The sequence below is a fragment of the Shewanella sp. Arc9-LZ genome (genome assembly GCF_010092445.1).
GTDB lineage: Bacteria > Pseudomonadota > Gammaproteobacteria > Enterobacterales > Shewanellaceae > Shewanella.
Genome location: NZ_CP048031.1, coordinates 3,883,946 through 3,909,393, shown reverse-complemented (window position 1 = coordinate 3,909,393; position 25,448 = coordinate 3,883,946). Strand labels below are relative to the sequence as shown.

23 protein-coding genes are annotated in these 25,448 nt (G+C 41.3%); 3 read left to right on the top strand and 20 right to left on the bottom strand.

Annotated features, from left to right (window positions below):
• Window positions 1–77: 77 nt before the first annotated feature.
• From GUY17_RS16785 to aspA, 6 genes are all read right to left on the bottom strand, one after another.
• A complete protein-coding gene (locus GUY17_RS16785; RefSeq protein ID WP_162023790.1) occupies window positions 78–1,130 on the bottom strand; it encodes a porin in 1,053 nt (350 codons plus the stop codon).
• Window positions 1,131–1,370: 240 nt separating this feature from the next.
• Entirely contained in the window at window positions 1,371–2,102 is a 732-nt protein-coding gene (locus GUY17_RS16780) for a fumarate reductase iron-sulfur subunit (RefSeq protein ID WP_086019739.1), read from the bottom strand.
• Window positions 2,093–4,102, bottom strand: a complete 2,010-nt coding sequence (locus GUY17_RS16775; RefSeq protein WP_162023789.1) for a fumarate reductase flavoprotein subunit — start codon at window positions 4,100–4,102, stop codon at window positions 2,093–2,095. The genes GUY17_RS16780 and GUY17_RS16775 overlap by 10 nt, the downstream gene beginning before the upstream one ends.
• A gap of 202 nt (window positions 4,103–4,304) precedes the next feature.
• The gene (locus tag GUY17_RS16770; RefSeq protein ID WP_123883716.1) at window positions 4,305–5,030 is read right to left on the bottom strand and encodes a fumarate reductase cytochrome b subunit; all 726 of its coding nucleotides are present in this window, start codon (window positions 5,028–5,030) and stop codon (window positions 4,305–4,307) included.
• A 138-nt stretch (window positions 5,031–5,168) separates the two neighbouring features.
• Complete coding sequence (locus tag GUY17_RS16765; RefSeq protein ID WP_162023788.1) at window positions 5,169–6,470, bottom strand: anaerobic C4-dicarboxylate transporter; 1,302 nt, start codon at window positions 6,468–6,470, stop codon at window positions 5,169–5,171.
• Window positions 6,471–6,586: 116 nt separating this feature from the next.
• A complete protein-coding gene (gene aspA / locus GUY17_RS16760; RefSeq protein ID WP_162023787.1) occupies window positions 6,587–8,029 on the bottom strand; it encodes an aspartate ammonia-lyase in 1,443 nt (480 codons plus the stop codon).
• A gap of 498 nt (window positions 8,030–8,527) precedes the next feature.
• Here aspA and ansB point away from each other — a divergent pair, with 498 nt between their 5' ends.
• Entirely contained in the window at window positions 8,528–9,586 is a 1,059-nt protein-coding gene (ansB, locus tag GUY17_RS16755) for an L-asparaginase 2 (protein ID WP_162023786.1), read from the top strand.
• A gap of 857 nt (window positions 9,587–10,443) precedes the next feature.
• Here the strand turns inward: ansB and GUY17_RS16750 are convergent.
• The 3 genes from GUY17_RS16750 to GUY17_RS16740 form a co-directional block, all read right to left on the bottom strand.
• A complete protein-coding gene (locus GUY17_RS16750; RefSeq protein WP_162023785.1) occupies window positions 10,444–11,805 on the bottom strand; it encodes an L-serine ammonia-lyase in 1,362 nt (453 codons plus the stop codon).
• A gap of 67 nt (window positions 11,806–11,872) precedes the next feature.
• Entirely contained in the window at window positions 11,873–13,132 is a 1,260-nt protein-coding gene (locus GUY17_RS16745; RefSeq protein ID WP_162023784.1) for an aromatic amino acid transport family protein, read from the bottom strand.
• A gap of 196 nt (window positions 13,133–13,328) precedes the next feature.
• Window positions 13,329–14,006: a transcriptional regulator gene (locus tag GUY17_RS16740; protein WP_162023783.1), complete on the bottom strand. Its 678-nt coding sequence runs from the start codon at window positions 14,004–14,006 to the stop codon at window positions 13,329–13,331.
• Between the two features lie 520 nt (window positions 14,007–14,526).
• On the opposite strand from GUY17_RS16740, the gene GUY17_RS16735 reads away from it, so the two are divergent.
• The gene (locus tag GUY17_RS16735; RefSeq protein ID WP_101088692.1) at window positions 14,527–14,901 is read left to right on the top strand and encodes a hypothetical protein; all 375 of its coding nucleotides are present in this window, start codon (window positions 14,527–14,529) and stop codon (window positions 14,899–14,901) included.
• A complete protein-coding gene (gene rimI, locus GUY17_RS16730; protein ID WP_162023782.1) occupies window positions 14,888–15,346 on the top strand; it encodes a ribosomal protein S18-alanine N-acetyltransferase in 459 nt (152 codons plus the stop codon). Before GUY17_RS16735 ends, rimI begins: the two co-directional genes overlap by 14 nt.
• A gap of 74 nt (window positions 15,347–15,420) precedes the next feature.
• Here rimI and lipA read toward each other — a convergent pair whose 3' ends face one another.
• From lipA to nadD, 11 genes are all read right to left on the bottom strand, one after another.
• Window positions 15,421–16,386, bottom strand: a complete 966-nt coding sequence (gene lipA / locus GUY17_RS16725; RefSeq protein WP_101088694.1) for a lipoyl synthase — start codon at window positions 16,384–16,386, stop codon at window positions 15,421–15,423.
• Window positions 16,386–17,036 (bottom strand): lipoyl(octanoyl) transferase LipB, encoded by a 651-nt coding sequence (gene lipB / locus GUY17_RS16720; protein ID WP_101088695.1) that lies wholly within the window; start codon window positions 17,034–17,036, stop codon window positions 16,386–16,388. Before lipB ends, lipA begins: the two co-directional genes overlap by 1 nt.
• 103 nt (window positions 17,037–17,139) lie before the next feature.
• Window positions 17,140–17,406, bottom strand: coding sequence for a DUF493 family protein YbeD (gene ybeD, locus GUY17_RS16715; RefSeq protein WP_011636177.1), 267 nt, complete (start codon window positions 17,404–17,406; stop codon window positions 17,140–17,142).
• Window positions 17,407–17,561: 155 nt separating this feature from the next.
• Complete coding sequence (locus tag GUY17_RS16710) at window positions 17,562–18,773, bottom strand: serine hydrolase (RefSeq protein ID WP_174839651.1); 1,212 nt, start codon at window positions 18,771–18,773, stop codon at window positions 17,562–17,564.
• A 153-nt stretch (window positions 18,774–18,926) separates the two neighbouring features.
• The gene (locus GUY17_RS16705; protein WP_101088696.1) at window positions 18,927–19,739 is read right to left on the bottom strand and encodes a septal ring lytic transglycosylase RlpA family protein; all 813 of its coding nucleotides are present in this window, start codon (window positions 19,737–19,739) and stop codon (window positions 18,927–18,929) included.
• Complete coding sequence (gene mltB / locus GUY17_RS16700; RefSeq protein ID WP_243756197.1) at window positions 19,729–20,700, bottom strand: lytic murein transglycosylase B; 972 nt, start codon at window positions 20,698–20,700, stop codon at window positions 19,729–19,731. Before mltB ends, GUY17_RS16705 begins: the two co-directional genes overlap by 11 nt.
• Before the next feature lie 56 nt (window positions 20,701–20,756).
• On the bottom strand, window positions 20,757–21,863 hold the full coding sequence (gene rodA / locus GUY17_RS16695; protein WP_041413366.1) for a rod shape-determining protein RodA: 1,107 nt from the start codon (window positions 21,861–21,863) through the stop codon (window positions 20,757–20,759).
• The gene (mrdA, locus tag GUY17_RS16690) at window positions 21,860–23,716 is read right to left on the bottom strand and encodes a penicillin-binding protein 2 (protein WP_101088698.1); all 1,857 of its coding nucleotides are present in this window, start codon (window positions 23,714–23,716) and stop codon (window positions 21,860–21,862) included. The genes rodA and mrdA overlap by 4 nt, the downstream gene beginning before the upstream one ends.
• 129 nt (window positions 23,717–23,845) lie before the next feature.
• Window positions 23,846–24,316, bottom strand: a complete 471-nt coding sequence (gene rlmH, locus GUY17_RS16685; RefSeq protein WP_101088699.1) for a 23S rRNA (pseudouridine(1915)-N(3))-methyltransferase RlmH — start codon at window positions 24,314–24,316, stop codon at window positions 23,846–23,848.
• The gene (rsfS, locus tag GUY17_RS16680) at window positions 24,316–24,645 is read right to left on the bottom strand and encodes a ribosome silencing factor (protein ID WP_011636184.1); all 330 of its coding nucleotides are present in this window, start codon (window positions 24,643–24,645) and stop codon (window positions 24,316–24,318) included. The genes rlmH and rsfS overlap by 1 nt, the downstream gene beginning before the upstream one ends.
• Before the next feature lie 161 nt (window positions 24,646–24,806).
• Window positions 24,807–25,442, bottom strand: a complete 636-nt coding sequence (gene nadD, locus GUY17_RS16675) for a nicotinate-nucleotide adenylyltransferase (RefSeq protein WP_162023780.1) — start codon at window positions 25,440–25,442, stop codon at window positions 24,807–24,809.
• Between the last annotated feature and the right edge of the window lie 6 nt (window positions 25,443–25,448).

The window sequence follows — 25,448 nt, the reverse complement described above, 5'->3', positions numbered from 1 at the left end:
ATGCTTACAGTATCTAATGGCACTCTAATAAGTATAGGGGCCATTACTTTTACTGAATCATGAAGTTCATTTACGGCTTAAAACTTATAATCGAAGTTATAGCGCATACCGATCATAATTTGATCATCAGTCTCTTGGTATTCAAAGTGTTTTTTCTGATATTCGATGAAGGTACTGAATTTCGATGTTTTATGCCATTCAAAGGTGGTGTTATAGGCATTATAATTACCTGAGGTGATATTGTTGCCACCATCATCGTATTTAGATATCCCCAGTTTAATTTTATAGGTTTCATTGATGAAGTAGCTTGCGACTATATCAAGAGTTGAACCATCGGCGATGTCTTTGTCTATGCTTTGATAAGCAGCAGCTAGGTACAGTGACTCAAAGTTTTTAGCTAAGGTGACACCTACGGTATTTTCATCTGTACCGTCTTCTAATTCTTTAGTGTAAAACGCTGCGGCTATGTAGATTAGGTCGGTTTTGTAACGTAAACCGGTGTTAAAAAAATCACTCCCATCACTTCCTTTGTTACCATCGAATTGGGCATCAGCAGAAAACAAAATATCGCCGAATTGCTTTCTATAGGTCACTAGATTGTTAAGTCTAAATGGACTTGCACTGTCATAGGCTATTGGGGTTCCTGAACGATTGAAAATATCGACGGGATCGTAAATGATTTCTTGTGTTACTGCTTGCTTACCAATAGCAAACCGACCTAAAAAACCTTCGATTCCGACATAGGCTTTTCGTGCATCGCCAAAGTCACCATCATTTCTTATATCAACTTTAAACTCGCCTTTAGCAAAGGCCATTAGGCCATCTCCTAATTGGTATTCCGTCGCAAAACCAATCCGTGAGTTAGCATCTCCAACATCCCACACATCGTCTGAATTGGTATGGGTAAGACCGAATGTCGGACGTAAAGAACCATAAAAATTAAACTGGGTATCTGAAAGCAAAGATAACTCACTGTCTTGGGTTTCAAGCGTGGCGAGCCTTTGCTGAATTTGTTGTAGTTCAGCTCGTAACTCCTCATTAGTATCGGTGTTGCTATTAGCTTGAGTTGTGAATATAGGAGCCGCAAAGCTCAGCATAATAATTGCCGACTTTAGTTGGGACGGTTTCATTTATGTTTCCTTACATAACAACTACTAGTGTTCTGCTAATGGTTTGGTTACCGATTAAACAGTACTGCTAGTAGTAAGGATGTGCACTTGTGACAGTGCGTGAGCAGGTGCCTAGCGACAATGCAAAAGCTCCCACATATTTACTGCAAACAGGGACGCCTGTTTGCAAAGTTTTAGTGTTGTATTGCCCTCATCAATCTCGCCAAAGCAGCAAGTTTTTTGATTAAAGGACTTTTTTGACTAGAGAATTGTCGAGGCCATTTTTCGGCGTAAGTAAGCAATTTGCTGCATGTGGGGCAAGTCTTTAGGGCAGTTATCTTGGCAACCTAACAGCGTCATGCAGCCAAAGACTCCATCTTGATTACCGATAACATGGTAGAAGTCATCTGCGCTGCGGTTGTCTCTACTATCCATTTCGAAACGGGCAATTTTCATCATGCCTACTGCGCCCACAAAGGTGTCTCGCATTTGTTTGGTGGCACATGCAGAGACGCAGACACCACATTCGACACAGCGTTCCAATTCATATATCCGCGCGGCTTCTTCTGGTGCCATTGGATTTTCTAGGCGATGCATGTCTTGATCGTCCGGTTTAGGATGTAACCAGAGCTTTAATCGCTCGGCTAATTCACGCATAAATTTCCCGGTGTTTACCGACAGGTCACCAATCAGTTCAAAGCCAGGTAGAGGCATTAAGGTGATTTCACCATCAGGGTAATTTGCCGTTAAGGTACGACAGGCAAGGGTTGGGAAGCCATTAATCACCATGGCGCAACTGCCACAAATACCTGCTCGGCACACAAAGTCGAACTGTAACGAAGTATCTTGTTGTTCACGCAATTGATTTAATGCGATAAATACTGTCATACCATCTGTTTCGGTTAATTCATAACGTTCCATTTTTGGCTTATCTTGGCTATCTTGCGGATCGTAGCGGAAGATATTAAAGGTGATTTTTCGGCTCATAATGATTTATTTCCTACCGGTTGAGATGGTATGACTGCTAATGTATTGCTAAGACGTTCATTAGCTGGTTGTAGATGGCTCGGTAGCGTATATGGCATCAATGCTTGCTGCAGTGCGTGCCTATCTGGGGCGTCGCCAAGTTCTGCCGTTATTTTGTTTATTTCTTGAGTTCGTTTCTCTGTATCGGGATGGGCTATGTTGTTATCGTTGCCGTAACCACGGTATCCAGGAGGTAACTCCATTTTCATTACATCGAGCTTCTCATAATGTAAAACGGGTTCTAATGACTCGTCATTTGGCCAGGTAGCCAATGTACGGTTTAGCCAATCTTTATCATTGCGTTGTGGATAATCTTCTCTAGAGTGGGCTCCACGGCTTTCGGTGCGTGCAGCAGCCCCACAGGCTACCGTTAAGGCTACTTTCAACATTCTGGTGACGCGCAGAGCTTCAACTAATTCAGGATTTGAATGACGTTTTTTACACTTAAGTCCTAGATTTTTTGCGCGTAGAAGTAATGCTTTAAGCTCGGCTATAGCCTTGTCTAGTTCAGGACCATTTCGAAAGATGCCGACGTAATTCATCATGATACGTTGCATTTCTTTTTTTATGTCGAAGGGGTTCTCTGTACCTTTACCGTCGACTAAGTTATCGATTTCATTTTGCAATTTATCGAGAAATTTTTGGGTAAGGGCAGTATCAATTTCTAAGGCATTTTGTTCACAAAAATCGGCTACATACTTACCGATGATCATGCCGCCTACTACGGTTTCTGCCACAGAATTACCACCTAAACGATTAAAACCATGCATATCCCAGCATGCAGCTTCTCCAACACTAAATAGTCCTTTAAGTTGTGGGCTTTCACCGGTGGCATTAGTACGAACGCCGCCCATAGAATAATGCTGGGTAGGTCTTACAGGGATCCACTCTTTGCAGGGATCTATTCCAAGAAAATATTCACAAATTTCTTTAACTTCGCGCAGATTGGTTTCAATATGCTCACGACCTAAAATGGTTATATCTAACCAGAGATGTGGCCCGTAAGGACTGTCATCTCCTTTACCTTTGCGAATATGTTCGGTCATGCGGCGAGATACCACATCACGTGAAGCGAGTTCCTTTTTCTCTGGCTCGTAGTCTGGCATAAAGCGATGACCGTCTTTATCGCGTAGTATGCCGCCGTCACCGCGACAACCTTCAGTGGTAAGAATTCCTGCTGGGACGATGGCTGTCGGATGAAACTGTACCGCTTCCATATTGCCTAATGTCGCGACGCCAGTTTCGAGTGCTAACGCTTGGCCTATACCTTCGCAGATAGTGGCATTAGTCGATATTTCATAAATTTTGCCGTAACCTCCAGTCGCAATCGTAGTTGATTTAGCCACATAGGCGCGCAGTTCTCCGGTCACTAAACAGCGTGCAATGACTCCGTGGCAACGCTTACCATCATGGATCAGTGATAAGGCTTCAATCCTTTCGTGTACCGGAATGCCCATCGATATAGCTTGGTTATCTACCGCATACAATAATGAGTGGCCAGTACCATCGGCGGTATAGCATGTTCGCCATTTTTTGGTGCCGCCAAAATCTCGAGCATTGATGAGGCCATGAGCTTCTTCTGCTTCATGTAACGTCACCTTTTTTGCATTCATTATCACATCGCGTGGACCAGCAGAAATTCTAGACCAAGGCACTCCCCAGTTTGTCAGCTCACGTATGGCTTTGGGGGCACAATGGGCAAACATACGTGCCACATCTTGGTCACAGCCCCAGTCAGAGCCTTTTACCGTATCCTGAAAATGTATGTCTTCGTTGTCACCCATGCCTTTAACTGTGTTGCCAAGGCTTGCTTGCATACCGCCTTGAGCTGCCGCGGAATGTGAACGTTTTGCCGGAATAAGCGATAATACCAGTGTGTCTAGGCCGCGTTCTTTGGTGGCAATGGCTACTCTAAGGCCTGCTAGCCCGGCACCAATGATTAATGAGTCTGTATAAATAAGTTTCAAAATCAGCTCCTTATCTAATAATCTAGATAATGTGTATGAATTTCTATTACGCCCCTGCGATAGATGTAATGCACCTATTCGTCAGAGGAGGATCTGTGTGTTGAGGCTTAGCCTTGCTATTCAGGGGGGGGGCTCATTTTGTTATTCACTCTGGCTGTTTGTTGCCAGGCAATCACACTTAGCGTCCCCCTTAACATGACTATTACTTCGGAATAAACGGCTGAACGGGTAGTGTTAGTTCACTTCCAATAGAGATGTAGGTAATGAGGCTTAATGAACCTAAACAAAGTAAATAGATCATTAACACTTGGGCAATGGTGCGTATGAGAGAACGATTATTGCTCACTCCCCATTTTAATATCACTCGGTATAAGCCAATTAAGCCATGTACTAATACAACCGGAAGGAATACCACATACAAGAGCCAGGCATGTCCGTTATAGACGCGGTCGGCTGAGAGGTGTGGACCAATTTCAGGATCCAAAATCATGGTTGCAAGATGTGCTGAGACTAAGAAAAATAAGATGAATCCAGTAATCATTTGCCAATACCAAGCACGAGTGTCTTTATGCTTTATGTTGGACATAAAGCCACGAAGTGCACGCCACTGGCCAAGTTGTACCGGAAAACGACGTAATGCTAGTGCCGCGTGAACGACGACGATAACTAAAATAAATACCGAAAAGATTTGTGTCACTAGTGGCCAACCGTGACCAGTAGCGCTAAACATGCCACCTTCAAGTACTTGCACGAAGCGATAGAAGGTTTCTTTACCTAATAAAATGCTTGCCTCAAAATGCATATGCACTAATAAGAAAGCGCCCAGTAAAGCACCCGTCAAACTCTGTAAACAGTCGGCTCTAGCTGACCAAGCTTGTCCAAATGGTCCACCATTGATGGCGGTTGGAACACGCGTTTTTTCTGACATTAATTCACCTCTCATAAGGTTTGTTATGATGTAAATGCGTAAGCATTACCCCAAAACAAAGTCTCTATATAAAGATTAAAAGAACAGGGTTAATCCATTTCCTGCATTAGCCCTTCGATTACTTTGTTTAACATTGAGCTACATAATCATGCCGCCAAATAAGAACGCTAACGCGACACTGGTAGCAATTGTCACCACACCAGGGATGAGAAATGGGTGGTTAAATACTGCCTTGCCAATCCGAGTTGAACCGGTATCGTCCATCTCGACAGCTGCCAGCAGTGTTGGATAAGTAGGTAATACAAACAGAGCACTTACAGCAGCAAAAGAGGCAACAGCAGTTAAAGGGCTCACACCAATGGCTAAAGCCGCAGGCATCAGGGCTTTAGTGGTGGCGCCTTGTGAATAGAGCAGCATGGAAGCGAAGAACAGGGTTACCGACAATAGCCAAGGCTGACTTTGCAATAAGGTTCCAGCAAGGTCTTTGATTTCATCAATATGGTTTGCAACAAAAGTATCCCCTAACCACGCAACGCCTAGCACACAGACACAGGCAGACATACCTGACTTAAAAGTGGCAGCATTAGAAATTTCGCTAGCGTCTAATTTACAAAAAATCGTAATTGCTGCAGCAGCAGTTAGCATAATCACCATGATGGCTGAATCGCGAGGCAGTACCGGATTAACAATTAATCCCACTTTGTCGGAAATCGCAGTGGCATAAATCATCACAGCCGCAATAGCCATCAAAAAAATCACCACTGAACGTTTAGCACCATCTTTAATGTTTATTTGGGTAGCACCGCGTTTTTTGATTAATCCTTTGGCCAAACGGTCTTGGTAGATAGGATCTTCTGCGAGCGGTTTACCCATTAAATTGGCTACGACGGCCCCGACCATACAAGCGAGAAAAGTCGAGGGGATACATACAGCTAATAGGACTAAATAGTCCACTCCAAAAGGTTCTAGGATGCCAGAGAAGAACACTACGGCCGCTGAAATAGGTGAGGCGGTAATGGCGACTTGAGATGCTACAACTGCGATAGATAGAGGACGAGATGGACGTATGCCTTGTTCTTTGGCTACTTCAGCAATAACAGGTAAGGTTGAGAATGCTGTGTGGCCCGTTCCAGCAAAGAGTGTCATGAAATAAGTGACGACAGGTGCTAGAAAGGTAATTTGTTTTGGATGTTTACGTAGTAATTTTTCTGCCAGTGAGACGAGATAGTCCATCCCACCCGATACTTGCATGGCCGCAATGGCGGTGATCACCGACATAATGATTAGTATTACATCAATCGGGATCGTCCCTGGTGTAAGTCCAAGTCCAGCAGTCAGTATCAGCACTCCGACACCGCCAGCAAAGCCGATCCCCATGCTGCCCATTCTTGCACCTAGGTAAATAGCCCCAAGCACGATAATTATCTCTAATATAATCATAGTATTAACTCTATTATGTGTTAATTGGCATAGCCTGTATAAATGTCAGTTTTGCACAGGCTTATTGTTGAATAATTGAGTTTGAGTTGGGGGAGGACTCCCCCAACTCCACTGGGCTACACTTTGGCTTTGCTGGTATTTCGTTTAGCCTGATACTTAGGATGCATCAGGTTTTCAACGGAGAGGATTTCATCGAGTTCTTCAACTGTTAGTAAGCCTCGTTCTAGCACCACTTCACGAACATTTTTACCCGTTTGGGCACAAATCTTTCCGATAATGTCGCCTTCATGGTGACCGATGAACGGATTAAGATAGGTAACGATGCCAATTGAATTTAATACATGATTCATACAGACATCAGGATTGGCTGTGATCCCTTCAACACACTTCTCACGCAGTGCGATACAGGCATTCCCGATAAGGCTTAGCGACTCAAACATCGCCTGGCCAATGACAGGTTCCATTACGTTAAGTTGTAACTGGCCGGCTTCTGCAGCCATAGTGATCGTAATATCGTTACCGACAATTTTAAAAGCGACTTGGTTAACCACCTCTGGGATCACAGGGTTGACCTTGGCAGGCATGATTGAAGAACCGGCTTGTAATTGAGGCAAATTGATATCATTGAATCCAGTGCGTGGACCTGATGAAAGCAAGCGTAAATCGTTACAGATTTTGGACATTTTAATGGCCATACGCTTAATTGCGCTGTGCAGCATAACGTAGGCGCCACAATCCGATGTCGCTTCAATCAAATCTTCTGCTGGTACATATTCACGTCCAGTAATTTCAGCCAAATGTTTAATGGCTAATGAGGAGTACCCTATTGGAGTGTTTAGACCAGTACCAATAGCCGTTGCGCCTAAATTCACCTCAAGTAATAATTCTTGGCAACGTTTAATCGATTTAATTTCTTCGCGTAGTGTTACAGCAAAAGCGTGAAACTCCTGTCCTAATGTCATAGGCACTGCGTCTTGTAACTGAGTGCGGCCCATTTTTAATACGGTCTTAAATTCTGTAGCTTTAGTGTCGAAGGCACTGATGAGATCGGTTAATGCCTCTAATAAAGTATCTGTGCTGTTGACCAATGCAATTCTGAAACCTGTAGGATAGGCATCATTAGTGGATTGACACTTATTAACATGGTCATTAGGGTTGATGACATCATAGCGGCCTTTTTCTAGCCCCATGAGTTCCAATGCAACATTGGCTAATACTTCATTGGTGTTCATGTTGACCGAGGTACCAGCACCGCCCTGATAAACATCTACTGGGAATTGATCGACAAATTGACCTGTAGTGAGGATCAAATCGCAGGCTTCAATAATTTTATTCGCAATCTCAGGACTTACAGCCCCTAATTCGCTATTAGCCATGGCCGCCGCTTTTTTTGTTAGCATCATGCCTCGTACTAATTCAGGTGCGTCTGAAATTTTTTGATTACTTAATTTAAAGTTTTCCATTGCACGTAATGTGTGAATGCCATAATAAAATTCATTAGAAACTTCTTTAGTACCCAATAAATCTTCTTCGATACGTGTGCTATTAGTGTTTTTCATTTCTATCCTATTAAATCCTGTTAATAGTAAGATATATTTTCGACCTGGAGCTATGGTATGTGTATATAAGCTTAAATTGCATATCAAAAATAACTCTTCGAAAATATTAAGGAGAACTTTCTCCTTAACTATTGGGAGGGAGGTTACCCCTTAAGTGGTATTTTAATATAGATGAAGATCACTTATTTGTATCTGGTTATAGATTTTGTTTCGTAGTTAGATAAACATCTCAACTGAATTGATTTGTGTGATCTATTACTATTTGATCCAAACTGTATGTTGAATTGTTATTTTTTGTTAACTTATTTTTGATGCTAAAAGTGTTTCCTAATAAAATTACTGCGTCAATTGAAAGTGTATTTAGTTAATTTTTTATTTAATTTTTTATTTAGATTTTCATTTGGTTTTAGTTGTTAAGTTTAGTGATAACTATCACGGTGAGAATTTAATAATAGTGCACACTTGTGAAGTGTTTATTATTAATAAAAGGAAGTTAGTATGATTTTTTCTATACGTAAGCTCTTGCTATCGGTTACCTTAGGGTTATTTATATCCTCTGCGGTGCAAGCGCTTCCACAGGTTCGAATTATTGCCACAGGTGGAACCATTGCTGGTGTGGGCCAATCGGCTACTGAGTCAAATTATCAGTCTGGAGAAGTGGGAGTTGATAGCTTAGTAGCAGCTGTGCCGGAGATAAAGCAGCTTGCCGATATTCAAGGTGAACAACTCGTTAAAATCGGTTCGCAAGATATGAACGATAAAGTTTGGTTAGACTTAGCCAAACGGATTAATATTTTACTGGCGGATAAAAATGTCGATGGAATTGTGATTACCCATGGCACTGATACTTTAGAAGAAACTGCTTATTTTTTGAATCTAACTGTCAAGAGCGATAAGCCTGTAGTGCTGGTTGGTGCAATGCGTCCATCCACTGCTATGAGTGCCGATGGACCTATGAATCTGTATAATGCAGTCGCCATTGCCGCGAATCTAGAGTCTAAAGGCAGAGGTGTTTTAGTCGTAATGAACGATACAGTGCTTAACGCCCGCGATGTAACGAAGACTAATACTACTGGAGTACACACCTTTGCTGCGCCTAATTTTGGCCCGCTTGGTATTATTCATAACAGTAAGGTTGAGTATATGGGCAGAACGGAACGTCAACATACGACTCAAACCCCTTTTAATATCAGCAAGCTCGATATTTTACCAAAGGTAGGTATTGTTTATAACTACGCTAATGCTAGTGATTTACCTGCTAAAGCTATGGTTGAAGCGGAGTTTGATGGCATTATTAGTGCGGGTGTAGGTAACGGCAACATTTATCACTCTGTATTCGATGCACTCATTAAGGCGAGCAAAAAAGGCATATTGGTTGTCCGCTCTAGCCGTGTACCGACCGGTGCCACTACTCTAGATGCTGAAATAGATGATGCCAAATACGGCTTTGTTGCTGCTGGTAATCTTAATCCACAAAAAGCCCGTATTCTGTTGATGTTATCGTTAACTCAAAGTAAAGATCCTCAACAAATCCAGCGCTGGTTCCAGCAGTTTTAGGTACTAGCTGAGGCACAAAACACTAGGTTAAATCTACATTTTATGAAGCCAGTAGTCAGCCCTACTGGCTTTTTTTATGTACTTTATTCTCGTTATAGCGTCTATTATTCCTAATAAAAATCACATAACACTCTCTACAATATGCAATGCCTGTAGTGCAGCAGTCTTAATATTCAGTAACCTAGTTCGTACACCTTGGTTAACGCTATTTATAAATATTTTATTAGGATGCCCCCAAAAAAAATACGAGATAAGCCTAAGTAACAATTAATAAATATTAATCTGAACAGAGTAATCTATTAAAGTACTCGAGGGTAATGCAGGTAGTCAGCGATTATCTGCATATACTCATTGTCTAAATGGGTAAAAAGATGAGAATGTGATTGGTAGTGTTAATCGTGAAATTTATTAGTAGATAAAGCGAAAGTTGTATTTAACTAAGCGTTAACTACTAACTTATGCACGAGTTAAATAAATCATTTAAGTTGTTTTTGATTTTAACCGTCATTACGCGAATTAAGCTTTAATGTTAGAAGTTAAGGGTGTCAATCAGGCGTTGTTAATTAAAAATATGAGTCGGTTACTTCTCATCTTACAAATGCATAAAATAAGCATCCGTAATAATTGCAGCAGCTGTGATAATTTAGATGCTTTTAAATTAACTTAATTCCTTCTCAAACTAAATGAGTTGTGAAAACGAAATGTTTTTACATGGTCTTATTCATGATTTTAAACTCTTAATAAATAATAAATTAAATGTATAGCTGGTTTTTTGATTTTTGATTTTTATTTGTTTTAATTAAAATAAATCCATATGAAGTTACCATAAATAAAAATTGCATCTAATGTTTTTAATATCAGCAAAGAACTTTGATAGCTAATCCACCCAAAGAGGTTTCTCTATATTTAGAGTTCATATCCTTACCTGTTTCCATCATTGTTTCGATGACTTTATCAAGAGATACGAGAGGATCTGAAGAACGACGTAATGCCATACGTGCAGAGTTAATCGCTTTTACTGCGTTAATTCCATTACGTTCAATGCAAGGTATTTGCACCCTTCCAGATACTGGGTCGCAAGTCAGTCCCAAGTTGTGCTCCATACCAATTTCTGCAGCGATACATACTTGTTCAGGACTACCTCCCAATAACTCAACAAGCCCTGCAGCAGCCATTGAGCACGCAACTCCAACCTCTCCTTGGCAGCCAACTTCCGCTCCTGAAATGGAAGCATTCTGTTTAAATAACCCGCCAATAGCTCCAGATGCCGCCAGAAAACGCATATAGTCTTTCTCGGTAACTCTATGGATAAATTTGTCGTAATAAGCAATTACTGCTGGGACAATACCGCAAGCCCCATTGGTAGGTGCTGTGACAACCCTGCCTCCAGATGCATTTTCTTCGCTCACTGCAAAAGCAAACATATTGACCCAATCAATAACAGCCATAGGGTCATTAGAAGTAGATTCAGAAGCCACAAGTTGTTGGCAAAGCGCAGCGGCACGTCGAGGGATCCGCATTGGTCCTGGTAGTACCCCTTGGGTATTCATACCGCGATCCATAGATTCACGCATCGTTTTCCAGATATGAGTAAACTGAGCTTGAATATTACCGTCTGGGCGCAGCGATTTTTCATTTTCTAACACTAAAGAGCTAATCGATAATCCTTCAGCTTTACAATGTTTAATCAATTCTTCAGCTGTAGAATATTCATAAGGAACTTTTACTAACTGTTCCTCTTGTTTGCCGAAATGTTCTTCATCAACAATGAATCCTCCTCCGATAGAATAGTAAGTCTTGGAGAGCACTTTCTCGTTTTCTATCCATGCATGGATCTGCATGCCATTTTCGTGCAGTGCTAAATTTGTATTATGGAAGTGAATGCTTTTATTGTGAGGAAAAGACACCGTATGACAGTGCATGCCTACAGGAAGCCTTTCACTTTTCTCCAGCCGTGCAATAAAACCGGGGATACTTTCAATATCGACGTCTTCCGGTAGATTACCCGCTAGACCCATAATAATGGCTATATCTGTGTTGTGTCCCTTACCTGTGAGTGACAGTGCGCCATATAAATCAACAGTAATTCTAGTGATATCTCGAAGCTTGCCTTTCGAACGTAACTCATCGATAAACTCTTTTCCTGCTTTCATTGGTCCGCCGGTATGAGAGCTTGAAGGTCCAATACCCACTTTATAAATATCAAAAACACTAATCATATTGATTCCTTTGCAAAAGCTTCTATACCTAGAAGCTTTTGTCATAGTTTATGAATGGATAGAGCTGTTAAAATATGTCGTAAAGAACAGAGCTAATAGCAGCTAAGCCGCATATAACCGTAAAAATTTGAACAGGAAGTGATGTTTTATACTTAGCCATTGCAGGAACTTTATGCATCGCAAAAACGGGCATTAAAAATAGAATCGCAGCAATCATAGGAGCGCCCACAGCCTCAATCATGCCTAAAATACTTGGGTTAACGATAGCAACCACCCATGTAGACAGCACAATGAAAGCAAGTGATGCTTTTTCAATGATATTTACTGAAGCAGTCGTCCGGCACTTAATCACCCCTACCAGACCTTCGTGCGCACCAAGGAAGTGGCCAAAATAACTGGAGGTAATTGCTGTAAACGCCACAATAGGGCCCATTAGAGAAATCATTGGAGATTCATGTTCATTGGCCAGGTAAGACAGGATAGAAATATTTTGTTCTTTAGCTAATAGTAGCTGTTCCGGTGACAAAGATAGCACCACTGAAAATACAAAGAACATAACAAATCCCATCAACATCAACGCAGCACCACCTGTAATAGCGTCAGTTTTTTCTACTGCATTTTGGCCATACTTTCGACGTTGCTCTTTCGTGAACTGACTGATGATAGGGCTATGATTGAACGAAAAGACAATAAGAGGAATCGATAGCCAAATAATCGATGGCATAGATGACCATTCAGGCGATACTTCCATCATCGAAGTATTCCAGTCTGGGATTAGATAAATCGATAGTGCCAGCAACAGAAAAACTAATGGATAAACTAGAATAGAAGTGACTTTCAGCATAAGTTCTCTACCAAAAACGACACCGGCCGTCATTGCCAGAATCAATCCTCCAGATAATATCCAGCGTGGAATTGATGCTATACCCATCTGGTTTACCATAAAGGAATCTACGGTATTAGTGATCCCCACCCCGTAAATTAGAACGATAGGAAAGATAGCAAAAAAATAGGCAAAGGAAATCAGGTTGGCACCTGTTTTACCAAAGTGCTCCTCAACTGTGTCGGTAATATTCGATTCTGGTTTCGTTGACGATAGCACAAACCGAGCCAGAGACTTATGGGCGAACCATGTCATAGGAGCAGCAATTAAAGCTAAAATAACGAGAGGCCAAAAACCACCTGCTCCAGCTTTAATAGGAAGAAAAAGAACTCCCGCCCCCACAGCTGTGCCAAAAAGAGAAAGGCACCAAGTAAAATCTTGATAGTTAAATCGACTCTGATCTACAGGTAAGAAGGAGTCATTCGTTAATGTTCTTGAGCTCATATTAATACACTCACAATATTGATAATAATTGATTCGACAACGGTTCTGTCTCAGATTTACCCATAGGGACTGAATCATATGGCTCTTGTTCTGCAAATATTACGGAATCCCGTTCAGTTCAGAATAATGTGCTCTGAATCAACTATCTTTGCATGCCAGTCCAATGTGTAACTTCTAATTTCATTACCACTTTTTGTTAGGTTCTAAACTCGCGAATATACTTATAAATTGCGTGGCGAGTTATTCCTAGCCGTTCTGCAACCGTGTTTGTTGCCTCTTTAAGTTCGAAAATTCCGTTTTCAAACAGCAGTTTGGTTATGGCTTTATTCTTCCCTTTCAAGTTGATTTTTTCGTCGTTTTCAACTTGAATAATTGCATTCTCAAGCGCTTTTTCAATTAATTCAGTTGGAGATGAACTAAAGTTCTCATTAACACCGATTGAAGCGCTTGCCGTCTCGGGCATTAATGTTTTAATGATTTCGGTAAATGGGTAGGATAAGTTGGCATTAACACAAAATAATCCTATTGGTTTTTCATTCTCCCCAGCGAGTACGCATGTTGTCGATTTCAGTAAAGATCCGTCTTTGATTCTAGTGAAATAGCTTTTGGGTGTCGCATCTCCTGTTTTCTCAAAAGCACGAAGCATTTTCAGACCCATATCGGTAATTGGTGAACCTACGGTTCGGCCGGTATGATGTCCGTTGACAATTTTAACGACGGAATGCTCGAAGCTTTCGAAGGAATGGACCACCACTTCACAATGAGGCCCTATAAATTCCGCGACGGTTTCTGCCAATCGGAAATTGGATTTCATAAATTCTTTGTCTTTATCTGTAAACACAATATTGAATGATTTGTATGCGTTCATAGTCATGTAAATACCACTAAAGTTAACTAAAATTGGCCTTAATTGACCATTTATATACTTTTAATGCAATTAATCGTTCGAGCTGATAAGACGTATAAGACAATAATGGCCAGATTGAGTCAATAGGATAGTTACATATAGTTAATTATTGTGATCCAAATTACTATATTGGTTATCTTAGTGCTTATTTTGGTTACATATAGTTAACTTTATAGTTTGTGAACACAAAGATATTAATCTCTAGATATATGATGAATTAAAGTTAAAAAAATTTAACTGTCACCTTTCAGCTTGCATCGAGCCCAAAACAGACAGCAAACTCTGGAAGGCTATTTCTATCGATTTTATTGAGCGGATAAATTTTGATTAGATTTATTGTGAATCTACATCTCTTTAGAGGATCAGCTATCTGGGAGTCAGTAGTTGTCTAAGATGAGTGGAATCTCACCTGTTAGGGCTAAATTACCTTAAACCTTATTTAGTTAACTGTTATGCTGGTTGAAGTATCCTTGTTTTTGAGAGTTCGATGGATAAATCTGCTTTTTTAGATGCGATGAATATTACTCGCTGGCTCAGTGCTGATAAACCGTTAAAGCCTTACTTAGTGTTGCATGATCTCGATGCCGATTTATCTGATCAAACGTTTATCCATGATGTATTGCGTTTATTAAACGTTGATATTGAACAGTGCGAGTTTGATTGTGAAATGATTAAAGGACCACAGGTGATATGGGATATGCGTAAGACAAAAGTTCGTCCTCGTGTTGCTTGGGTTGTAAGTGCGCCGCTAACAGACCTTCATGCACTTGTGGATGAAAAACGTCATTTATGGCAGCAAATTTCTCAACATTTAGACAAAACCCAGCAATTAAGTAAAGGCCTGACCAATGAACAACACTGATGGTCACTTAATTGTCCCCCTTGGCGTTGAGCATGTTACTGCAATGGCGAGTATTGAAAATCAAGCTCATACTCATCCTTGGTCAGAAACTGGCTTAAAGGAGTGTTTTGGGCCTTTATATCGCGTTTTGGGAATTAAGCAGCAAGATGATTTGTTTGCTTTTGCGATAGTGCAGCAGATTATTGATGAGGTGACTTTACTCGATATTTGTGTCGCACCAGATAAACAAGGCTCAGGGTTTGGCTCGTTATTAATGCAGCAATTGATTGATGATGCGAAAGATGCGGGTGCAGTTGTGCTGATGTTAGAAGTTCGTCAGTCAAATGAGGCTGCAAAATATTTATATGAGAAAGTTGGTTTTATTGAGTCAGGCAGGCGTAAAAATTATTACCCTACAGATGATGGTTATGAAGATGCCATTTTAATGGATTTGGCATTGAGTTAATTTTTTGCGTGATTCAATTGAATAAAAAAAAACAGCGCTAATAGAGCGCTGTTTTTTATTCGGGCGAAGTAAGATTACTTAACTTCTTTACCTTGAGCTTGTAAGTCTGCGTGGTAGCTTGAACGAACAAGTGGGCCACAGGCTGCATGAGTGAAACCAAGTTCATCAGCTAAGGCTTTCAATTCATCAAATTCGGCAGGTGGAACATAGCGTTCAACAGGTAGGTGGAATTTAGATGGTTGTAAGTATTGACCAAGCGTGAGCATTTCCACGTTGTGGGCGCGTAAATCTCGTAATACTTCGGCTATTTCTTCGTTAGTTTCACCTAGACCCATCATTAAACCAGACTTAGTCGGGATCGTTGGGTGACGCTCTTTAAAGCGTTTAAGTAGATCTAATGACCACTGATAGTTAGCGCCTGGACGTGCTTTGCGGTAATGAGCTGGAGCCGTCTCAAGGTTGTGATTAAATACATCAGGAGGCTCGGTCGCTAAAATATCTAAAGCGGCATCGATACGACCTCGGAAATCAGGAACCAGAGTTTCAATCTTGATTTCAGGGTTTAATAAACGAATTTCGCGAATACAGTCAGCGAAATGCTGTGCACCACCATCACGTAAATCATCACGGTCAACAGAAGTAATCACCACATACTTTAACTTCATGTCTTTAATCGTTTGAGCCAGTTTTTTAGGCTCGTCAGAATCCGCTTTGAGTGGGCGACCATGGGCCACATCACAAAAAGGGCAACGACGGGTACAGATTGCACCTAAGATCATAAAGGTTGCTGTGCCGTGGTTAAAACATTCTGCTAAGTTTGGGCAAGAGGCTTCTTCACAAACTGAGTGTAATCCGTTTTTACGTAATGCCGCTTTTATCTCGAGAATACGTTGATTTGACGCGGGTAATTTTACTCGTAACCAATCCGGTTTACGCAGCATAGTTTCGCGCTCTGATGGCACGACTTTTACAGGAATTCGTGCGACTTTATCGGCATCACGTAATTTGACACCTGGTTGTAATCTTTCAGGCCTATTCATTATTCTGCTAATCCTTGATGATGTACAAGTTGTTGGTAGCCCATAATTTGGCTAAAGGTTTGGATTAATTTATCGCCAGCTTCAAGCACAGTTTGTGGACCACCTAATGCTTTACATTGCACCATTTCTAAACCCGCATATCCGCAAGGATTGATACGCTGAAACGGGGCTAAGTCCATATCGACATTTAATGCTAAGCCGTGAAAAGAGCAACCTTTACGGATGCGTAATCCTAAAGAGGCAATTTTTCGCTCTGTTACATAAACACCAGGAGCGTCAGCTTTTGCGTAAGCATTAATAGCGTAACAAGCGAGCATGTCAATAATACTTTGCTCAATATTGTTCACTAACTGACGAACGCCTAGTTTATTACGTTTGATGTCGATAAGTGGATAAACCACTAATTGTCCTGGGCCGTGATAAGTAACTTGGCCACCACGATCGACTTGAATAACCGGAATATTACCAGGGTTGAGTATATGCTCGCTTTTACCTGCTTGGCCTTGGGTAAATACTGGTTGATGCTCAACAATCCAAAGTTCATCTTGGCTGTCGCTATCGCGAGTGTCAGTATATTCCTGCATTGCATGCCATGTCGATTCATAGTCTTGCATGCCAAGATGGCGGATGTGCAGTGTTTGTGCTTGCAAGGGCAACGTCTCCCCCAGATAAATTGTGTGTGTCCATCGAGTCAATGGATGAATTCTTGAGTATTATACTCAAGTTTATGAGTAAAGATGACTCTTTAGGCTCTTACAGTACGCGTTTTACACCTTCAATTGCGGCAAGATCAATATACGCTTTTTCAATATGTTCTTTGCTGGTAACAGTAATACGGATGGTCACTGAATAGTAACTGCCTTTACTTGATGCCTTCACGCTTGGAACATAATCACCGGGAGCAAGTTGTTGCGCTACAGCGACAACACGATCGGCTAAGGTATCGTCAGCATCACCAATCACTTTGAAAGGGCACGAATTAGGAAATTCCATCACTTGGTCAAACGTTGTATTTAACATTAACTTACTCGATTCTGTTTTGGTGTTACTAATATGGTGGCAATTATACCCGATTCAAGCCCGGTAGATCTTAAAAAGTTAAAGCCGCTGATTAGGCGGCTTTAATTAGTTGATTCACTAATAGTTTCATTAGTGAATCATGTCAATCTGAATAATTACTCAAACCAACTGGCAAACATTTGTTTAAAGTAATCCATTAACTTACTGAACATACCGCCTTCTTGAACTTCATTCAATGTCACCAGCGGGAATTGAGCAATGTCTTTTCCATCAAGCTGGAAAAAGACGCGACCGACGGTTTCGCCTTTAGCAAGTGGGGCTGTTAGTGGCTTAGTTAATTCAAAGTTAGCTTGTAAATCTTTTGCTTTACCACGGCTAATAGTAATAGGGGTGTCGGTCATCACACCGAGATCAACTGTGTCTCTGTCGCCATACCAAATTTGTTGAGTTACGAAGGTATCGCCAGCTTTGTATGGTGTAATCGTTTCGAAAAAACGGAAACCATAGTTGAGCAGTTTCTTACTCTCAGCTTTACGTGCAGATTCACTCGATGTGCCCATCACAACGCTAATAAGACGCATGCCTTCGCTGGTGCCTGAAGATACTAGGTTGTAGCCTGCACCTGATGTATGACCAGTTTTAATACCATCAACGTTTAAGCTTTTATCCCACAACAAGCCATTACGGTTATATTGCTTAATGCCGTTATAGGTAAAAGACTTCTCTGAATACACTTTATATTCTTCAGGTACATCACGGATCAGCGCGGCACCTAAAATGGCCATATCATAGGCTGTCGTTTTGTGATTTTCTGAATCTAAACCATGAGAGTTTTCAAAGTAGCTGTCTTTCATGCCTAATTGCTTAGCCCATGAATTCATTAAATCAACGAATGCACCTTCTGTCCCGGCAATATGCTCAGCCATAGCAACACAGGCATCATTACCCGATTGAATAATAATACCGCGGTTTAAGTCGTGTACTTTGACGGTTTTACCCACTTCAATGAACATTTTAGAGGAGTCAGGGAAATTCTTTGCCCACGCGTTCTTGGTAATGGCTACATCATCATCTAATGAAATATTACCAACGCGGATTTCATGGCCAATAACATAGCTGGTCATCATTTTTGTCAGACTTGCTGGGTTTAAACTTTCGTAGGCATTTTCTTCAGCAATAACTCTGCCAGAATTATAATCCATTAGCACGTAAGCTTTAGCTGCAACACTAGGCGCGTCTGGTGTCACCATAGGTGCGCGATTGGGGGTAGGACGTATATCTGGTTGTGGCGTTGCTGCGATTGAAGAAAAACAGACAACAGATGCAAAGAGCATCGTTGTTAATTGAGCAGTTTTGGAAGTCATCATGAAGTTAGCACGTCTCTAGTTAGTCGAAGAAAAGACAAAGATCAATTGGTATAATTTTTCGATTATACATTAGTAGGCAACCATTTCGCATTAAGGTTCATTCATCCAATGTAAATGAAGCTTAATGTTACTCTATATCACCAGTATTATTGCTTACGGTACGATAAAGCTTTGTGGATAACCATCTGTTTGCACACGATCGAGCAATTTATTGGTTAGATGAATTTGTCTGATCGGCCCCAACTGTAATCTGTGCATGCCATTTATGGATGTCACGCGAGAATTAACGGCGTATTTGGTTTCTAACTGTTTGGCTAACATATTAATACGCAGTTTATCTTGCGACGCTGCAACTTGAATAAAGTGATTATCATCATCTTTTAAATCGCTTATTACTCGCTCTTCTGGTGAGGGAATGTAAACGGTTTCAATGGCGACTTTTGCGGTTCCTCTGGCCAGCATGCCTAAGTGGTAAGCAGCAGCATAAGATAGATCAATCACTCGACCATGATGAAACGGTCCGCGGTCATTTACCCTAACAATAATTTGTTTATTGTTGTCTAAATTGGTCACTTTGACATAACTGGGTAAGGGCAGGTTTTTATGCGCTGCAGACATAGTGTACATATCATAAGTTTCGCCATTAGAGGTTAAGTGGCCGTGAAACTTTGAACCATACCATGATGCATGACCTTGCTCTTTAAATCCCTTACCGCTGTCGAGCACTTGATAGCTTTTGCCTAATACGGTGTAGTTACGATTACCTTGTCTGCTATAAGGTTCGTATTTAGGTTGTGCATTTTTAACCAAGCTCACATCTGGTGCGTCATCAGGATATCGATCGTTAGCCATTTGATAGCGGCTTTTTTTTCCTGAAGAAGAGTTTTTAGCATCATTTGACGAGCAGCTAATGAGAAAGACACTGCTAAAAATGATTAATAAGATGAAACGGTAATTAATGACCATGTTGATTTACCGATTTATGATGAGCGTTAAGTTGTTGGCTAAACTGATAAACCGCCATGGCATATAATGGGCTGCGATTATAGCGAGTAATCACATAAAAGTTTTTAAGCCCGAGCCAGTATTCAGTGCTTTCAGCTTGATCTAGTTTAATTAACAATGCAGCTTGTGACGCATCAATATCTTGATTATCTGCCAAGCTTAATGATGGGCTAAGAATGTCTGATACCTTATAGTGAAGCTTTTCTTTGGTCCATACCTTCGCTTTAGGGGCCGTGCTTGAGGTGTGATTTAGCAATAACGCTACAGGTTGGCCTTTTTGCCAACCGTGTTGATGAAAATAGTTAGCTACACTGCCAATTGCATCAGCTTTGCTGGTTAATAAATCTCGTCGACCGTCACCATCAAAATCCACAGCGTAATGGCGGTAGCTAGATGGAATGAATTGACCGTAACCCATTGCGCCAGCATATGAGCCTTTTAAGGTGTCATTATCGAGTTTTTCTTCTTTAATCAACGACATTAAATTGGCATATTCACTGCGAAAGAACGTTGCACGTGGTGGGTAATGAAAGCCCAGCGTGTACAGGGCATCTTGCACACGATAATTGCCTAAGTAACCACCATAGAATGTTTCAATGCCAATGATCGCCACTATAATTTGTGGATCGACGTTAAATTGCTTGGCTGCTTTATCGATGGTTTGCTGGTTTTCTTGCCAAAACTCTAGCCCTTTTTGCAACCGTTTGTCGGTCAAAAAAATAGGATAATATTGGTGCCAAGGTTTCGCTTCCCAAGGTTTTGATATCGCGTCAATAATGGTTTGGTCGAAGCTTGACGATGCTAAAAACTGCTCGACTTCTTGTTGCTTAAATCCTTGTTTTACTTGTTCGGCAATAAAGGTTTTCTGTAACGCTTGAGTATCAGTTTCGGTCACTGCATTTGCGTCAAAAACAGCACTCATAAGTAATGCTAAGCTGGCGATTTGAACGGTTATTTTTGTCATGGTTAACGTTAATCCTATCTATCGACAAATCGTCTGTGGGTGTGAATACTCATTAAAATACCAAAACCTGTCATTAAGGTCAGCATTGAGGTTCCACCATAACTGATTAGCGGTAAAGGTACACCAACCACAGGTAGAATGCCTGATACCATGCCGATGTTAACAAAAACATAGACAAAAAACGTTAGGGTGATACTTCCGGCCAATAAGCGTGCAAAACTGGTCTGTGCTCGTGAAGCGATAACCAGACCCCTGCCAATGACAAATAAATACATTGCCAGTAACACTAAACTGCCAATTAATCCGAACTCTTCTCCGATCACTGCAAAGATAAAGTCGGTATGTCGCTCAGGTAAAAACTCTAATTGTGATTGAGTCCCATCAAGCCAACCTTTACCCCAAAGTCCACCAGAACCAATGGCAATTTTCGATTGGATAATATGATAACCCGCGCCGAGAGGATCTTGTTCTGGATTAAACAAGGTTAATACTCGAGTACGCTGATAATCGTGCATCAAGAAAAACCACAATACGGGTAAAAAGATCAAAATCGCAGTAACAAAACCGCCGACAATTAGCCAGCTCATGCCAGATAAAAACAACACAAATACTCCAGAAGCTGCGACCAAAATAGAGGTGCCTAAGTCAGGTTGTTTAGCAATGAGTAATGTTGGAATAAGTAGAATAATAACGCCACCGGCCAGATATCGCTTTTTGGGTGGCAGCGGGAACTTACTGATATACCACGCCATGGTGATGGGGAAGGCTAGTTTGATGAGTTCCGATGGTTGGAATTCCATAAATCCTAAGTTTAGCCAGCGCTGGGCACCTTTATTAATGGTGCCGAACAGTTCAACACCGATGAGTAACGCTACCCCAGCAAGATAAATAGGCAAAGCCCAACGCCTGAGTATTTCAGGATTGATTTGTGCAAAGCAAAACATCACGCCTAACGACAACGCCATACGCACCAGTTGACGCTCCATCATCGCAGGGTCTTCGCCACTGGCAGAATAAATCACAAAAAGGCCAAAGCTCATTAAGATAACGATGCCGATGAGTAATGGCACATCTAAGTGTATTTTTTGCCAAAACGATTTTTGATATGCATGATTATTCACGGTTTTACCGCCCATTCGTCTCGTAAAATATACTCATCGAGCAAGGCTCGAGCTAGCGGGCCAGCATTGGCGCCACCCCAGCCGGCGTTTTCTAATACCACAGCCAAAACAATACGAGGGTTTTCGTAAGGAGCGTAAGCAACAACTAATGCATTATCGCGTAAGTGTTCTGCGATAGTGTTGGCATTATATTTTTGATCTTTAGCTACGCTAAATACCTGTGCAGTCCCCGTTTTCATTGCTGCAGTATAGGTGGCATCGGTAAAGCGAGATTTATCAGCAGTTTGGCGCATAGCTTCATTGATGATGTCCCAATTACGAGGGTCTTTAAGCTCTATTGGTACTTGCTCATCAATCGGCGAATCAATTTTAACGGTACTATTTTTAAATGATTTTAATAGATGAGGCGTAAAGCGCTTGCCTTTATTTGCCATGATAGTCACCGCATTAGCAAGCTGTAGAGGAGTAGTGGTCCAATATCCTTGGCCAATACCGACCGAAATGGTATCGCCGTTATACCAAGGTTGGTTGTAACGCATTCTTTTCCAGTCTCGAGATGGCATTACGCCATCTGATTCTTCAAAAATATCAATGCCAGTACTTTTGCCAAAACCAAAGCGATCCATAAATATGGCCATTCTATCGATGCCAACTTTATAGACGAGGTCATAAAAGAAAATATCACAAGAGTCGACAATGGCATGATAGATATCTACCCAGCCATGGCCCCATTTTTTCCAGTCGCCCCATTTGCGATCGACGCCTGGCATTTGCCAATAGCCTGGATCCCAAATCCGCGTGCGTTCGCTAATGATTTTTTCTTCTAACCCAAGTAATGCCACATGCGGTTTGATGGTTGACGCAGGAGAGTATTGCCCTTGGGTTGAACGATTTATTAATGGCCGCGACTTATCGTTTAACAGCTCATTATAAGCTTTAGAACTAATGCCGTGAACAAAGGGGTTTGGGTCATATGATGGGCTTGAAATCATGGCTAAAACACCGCCATCTCTAGGATCTATAGCCACAACGGAGCCTTTGCGGCCATCTAAAAGCTCCATGGCCTTCTGCTGTAGTTTGAGATCTAACGTGAGATAGATATCTTGTCCTGGTGTTGGCGGAGTCACTTTAAGCGTGCGGATCACTCTGCCACGATTATTGACCTCTTCTTCGAGGTGACCAGGGGTACCATGAAGTAAACTTTCATAAAATTTTTCAATACCTTGCTTACCAATATCTTTGGTTGCAGCATAGTTTTTCCACTGACTGCTTTTTTCAAGTAAGGCTTTATCTCGGCTATTAATTTTGCCGACATAACCCAATACATGAGTCATTAGCGCATTAAAGGGATAATGACGCTTAAGACCTGCTTCAACATAAATACCAGGAAATTTATATTGATTAACACTAAAGATGGCGACTTGTTCGTCGGTTAATTTACTTTTAATGGTTAACGGCTTAAACCGGCGATGAAACTTTAAGGTTTCAGTGATGCTTTCGCGCTCATCTTCTGAGAGTTCAATGAAGGTATTAAGCTCGTCCAAAGTCGCGGTAATGTCATCGACTTTTTCTGGAATAAGTTCTAAAGAATAATAAGGTTGGTTTTCGGCTAATAGTACGCCATGACGGTCATAAATTAACCCTCTGCTAGGCGGAGTAGGAACCACACGGATACGGTTATCATTTGAACGAGTTTCATAGTCTTTGTAAGAGACAACTTGAAGATGATAAAGATTCGAAAATAAGATGCAGAGTAGAAAGAATACGCAAATAAAAGTGAATAATGCACGGCGTTTAAATAGCGCGGCCTCTGCGGCGTGATCATGCATGGTAATGCGCTTATTTGGCGACACTTATGCTATCCCCGTCTTTACCAAATGGAAGGTTGAATTATAGAAGGTCACAGTATCAGCTGATGAACATGAAAAAAAGAGTTGCATGATAATCATTATCGATAAGCTTAGTTATTCATGCGACTGAGTTTATTCTCTGTGATACGGATGATTGTTATTGACGCTCCAAGCTCGATATAGGCTTTCTGCCACAATAACCCTAACCAAAGGGTGAGGTAAGGTCAGGGCAGATAAACACCAGCTTTGGTTAGCCGCCTCTTTACAAGCAGGTGAAAGTCCTTCTGGGCCACCAATAAGTAAGCTGACATCTCTACCATCGAGTTGCCACTTTGTCATTTGCTCGGCAAGTTCTGGTGTTGTCCAGTTTTTACCGGGTAAATCTAGGCTGACAATGTGGTTACCTTTTGCTACTGCCGCTAGCATTAATTCGCCTTCCTTATGTAAAATTCGGGCGATATCAGCATTTTTCCCGCGTTTCCCTGCTGGGATTTCGATGAGTTCCAAAGCCATATCTCTAGGGAAACGGCGTTGGTATTCTTCGAAGCCTCGGGTTACCCAATCGGGCATTTTGGTGCCAACGGCAATAAGCTGTAACTTCATTAGACGCTGTGTTCAGACCAAAGTTTTTCAAGCTCGTAGTAATCACGAGTTTGTTCTTGCATCACATGCAAAATCACTGAGCCTAAATCAACTAATACCCATTCACTGCTGTCACGACCTTCGACCCCAAGAGGTTGCACGCCAGCATTTTTTGCTGACACGATTACGTGCTCACCAATAGATCGAACGTGTGTTTTTGATGTACCAGTACAAATGATCATAGTGTCGGTAATGGTTGACCGTTTAGATACATCTATAACAGTAATATTTTTTGCTTTTAAATCATCGACTTTGTCGATAACGAAATCTTTTAGTTCGGTGCCTTGCACTCGAAGTACCTCATAAGTAAAAATTAACGGAGTATTATACTCAAATTCACTGTTGATGCGCAATTAAGCATGGCTAAACAGCGATAGATTTAATTTTGTGTCCGATGCCGAGTTAACCCATAATCATAAAAATTGAGTTAACTGCTGTGCGGTTTGCAGTGTTAGCGATAGAGCTGATGTTGATGAATGTATTCAGTTGTTGTTTGGGGTAAAACCGTGCTGATATCAATATTTTGAGCTAATTGCTGACGTATTTCAGTTGAGGATATATCAACTAACTGGCTGTTGATGCTGAATATTCTTCCATTTTTCGCATGGGAAGGCAAGTCAAGATAGTCTACGGTTGCTTGTCTGAATAATAATTGCTTGGTCATTTCGCTGTGGGTGTCCATTGCCCAACCAGGGCGTTGACACAACGCAATATGGCACAGATTAAACAATGATTGCCATTGATACCACAATGGTAATTGAACAAATGAGTCCATGCCCATAATGAAAAAGAATTCATCATCAGGATATTGTTGGGTGAGTAATGTGAGCGTAGTGACACTGTAAGAGGGGGTGTCGCGATTGATTTCGATATCACATAGCTTAAATTCTGGGTACTGCTGGCAAACTAACTTCACCATTTCAAGCCGGTGATGAGTACTGACTACGGTAGTATTTTTATGTGGGGGTATATGATTGGGCATTAGCCAAATCTGGTCTAAATGAAGTTGCTGTTTTACATCTAGTGCAGGATTGATATGTCCTAGATGGATAGGGTCGAACGTGCCACCCAAAATACCGATACGCATTCGCTG

Excerpts from the sequence above, each read along its gene's own strand:
- nadD (WP_162023780.1), bottom strand. The coding sequence starts at position 25,442 with ATGCGTATCGGTATTTTGGGTGGCACGTTCGACCCTATCCATCTAGGA.
- GUY17_RS16770 (WP_123883716.1), bottom strand. The coding sequence starts at position 5,030 with ATGTCAGAAAAAACGCGTGTTCCAACCGCCATCAATGGTGGACCATTT.
- aspA (WP_162023787.1), bottom strand. The coding sequence starts at position 8,029 with ATGAAAAACACTAATAGCACACGTATCGAAGAAGATTTATTGGGTACT.
- lipA (WP_101088694.1), bottom strand. The coding sequence starts at position 16,386 with ATGAATAGGCCTGAAAGATTACAACCAGGTGTCAAATTACGTGATGCC.
- GUY17_RS16765 (WP_162023788.1), bottom strand. The coding sequence starts at position 6,470 with ATGATTATATTAGAGATAATTATCGTGCTTGGGGCTATTTACCTAGGT.
- GUY17_RS16710 (WP_174839651.1), bottom strand. The coding sequence starts at position 18,773 with ATGATGACTTCCAAAACTGCTCAATTAACAACGATGCTCTTTGCATCT.
- mltB (WP_243756197.1), bottom strand. The coding sequence starts at position 20,700 with ATGAGTGCTGTTTTTGACGCAAATGCAGTGACCGAAACTGATACTCAA.
- GUY17_RS16705 (WP_101088696.1), bottom strand. The coding sequence starts at position 19,739 with ATGGTCATTAATTACCGTTTCATCTTATTAATCATTTTTAGCAGTGTC.
- ansB (WP_162023786.1), top strand. The coding sequence starts at position 8,528 with ATGATTTTTTCTATACGTAAGCTCTTGCTATCGGTTACCTTAGGGTTA.
- GUY17_RS16745 (WP_162023784.1), bottom strand. The coding sequence starts at position 13,132 with ATGAGCTCAAGAACATTAACGAATGACTCCTTCTTACCTGTAGATCAG.
- GUY17_RS16750 (WP_162023785.1), bottom strand. The coding sequence starts at position 11,805 with ATGATTAGTGTTTTTGATATTTATAAAGTGGGTATTGGACCTTCAAGC.
- ybeD (WP_011636177.1), bottom strand. The coding sequence starts at position 17,406 with ATGTTAAATACAACGTTTGACCAAGTGATGGAATTTCCTAATTCGTGC.
- rimI (WP_162023782.1), top strand. The coding sequence starts at position 14,888 with ATGAACAACACTGATGGTCACTTAATTGTCCCCCTTGGCGTTGAGCAT.
- GUY17_RS16785 (WP_162023790.1), bottom strand. The coding sequence starts at position 1,130 with ATGAAACCGTCCCAACTAAAGTCGGCAATTATTATGCTGAGCTTTGCG.
- GUY17_RS16735 (WP_101088692.1), top strand. The coding sequence starts at position 14,527 with ATGGATAAATCTGCTTTTTTAGATGCGATGAATATTACTCGCTGGCTC.
- GUY17_RS16740 (WP_162023783.1), bottom strand. The coding sequence starts at position 14,006 with ATGACTATGAACGCATACAAATCATTCAATATTGTGTTTACAGATAAA.
- rlmH (WP_101088699.1), bottom strand. The coding sequence starts at position 24,316 with ATGAAGTTACAGCTTATTGCCGTTGGCACCAAAATGCCCGATTGGGTA.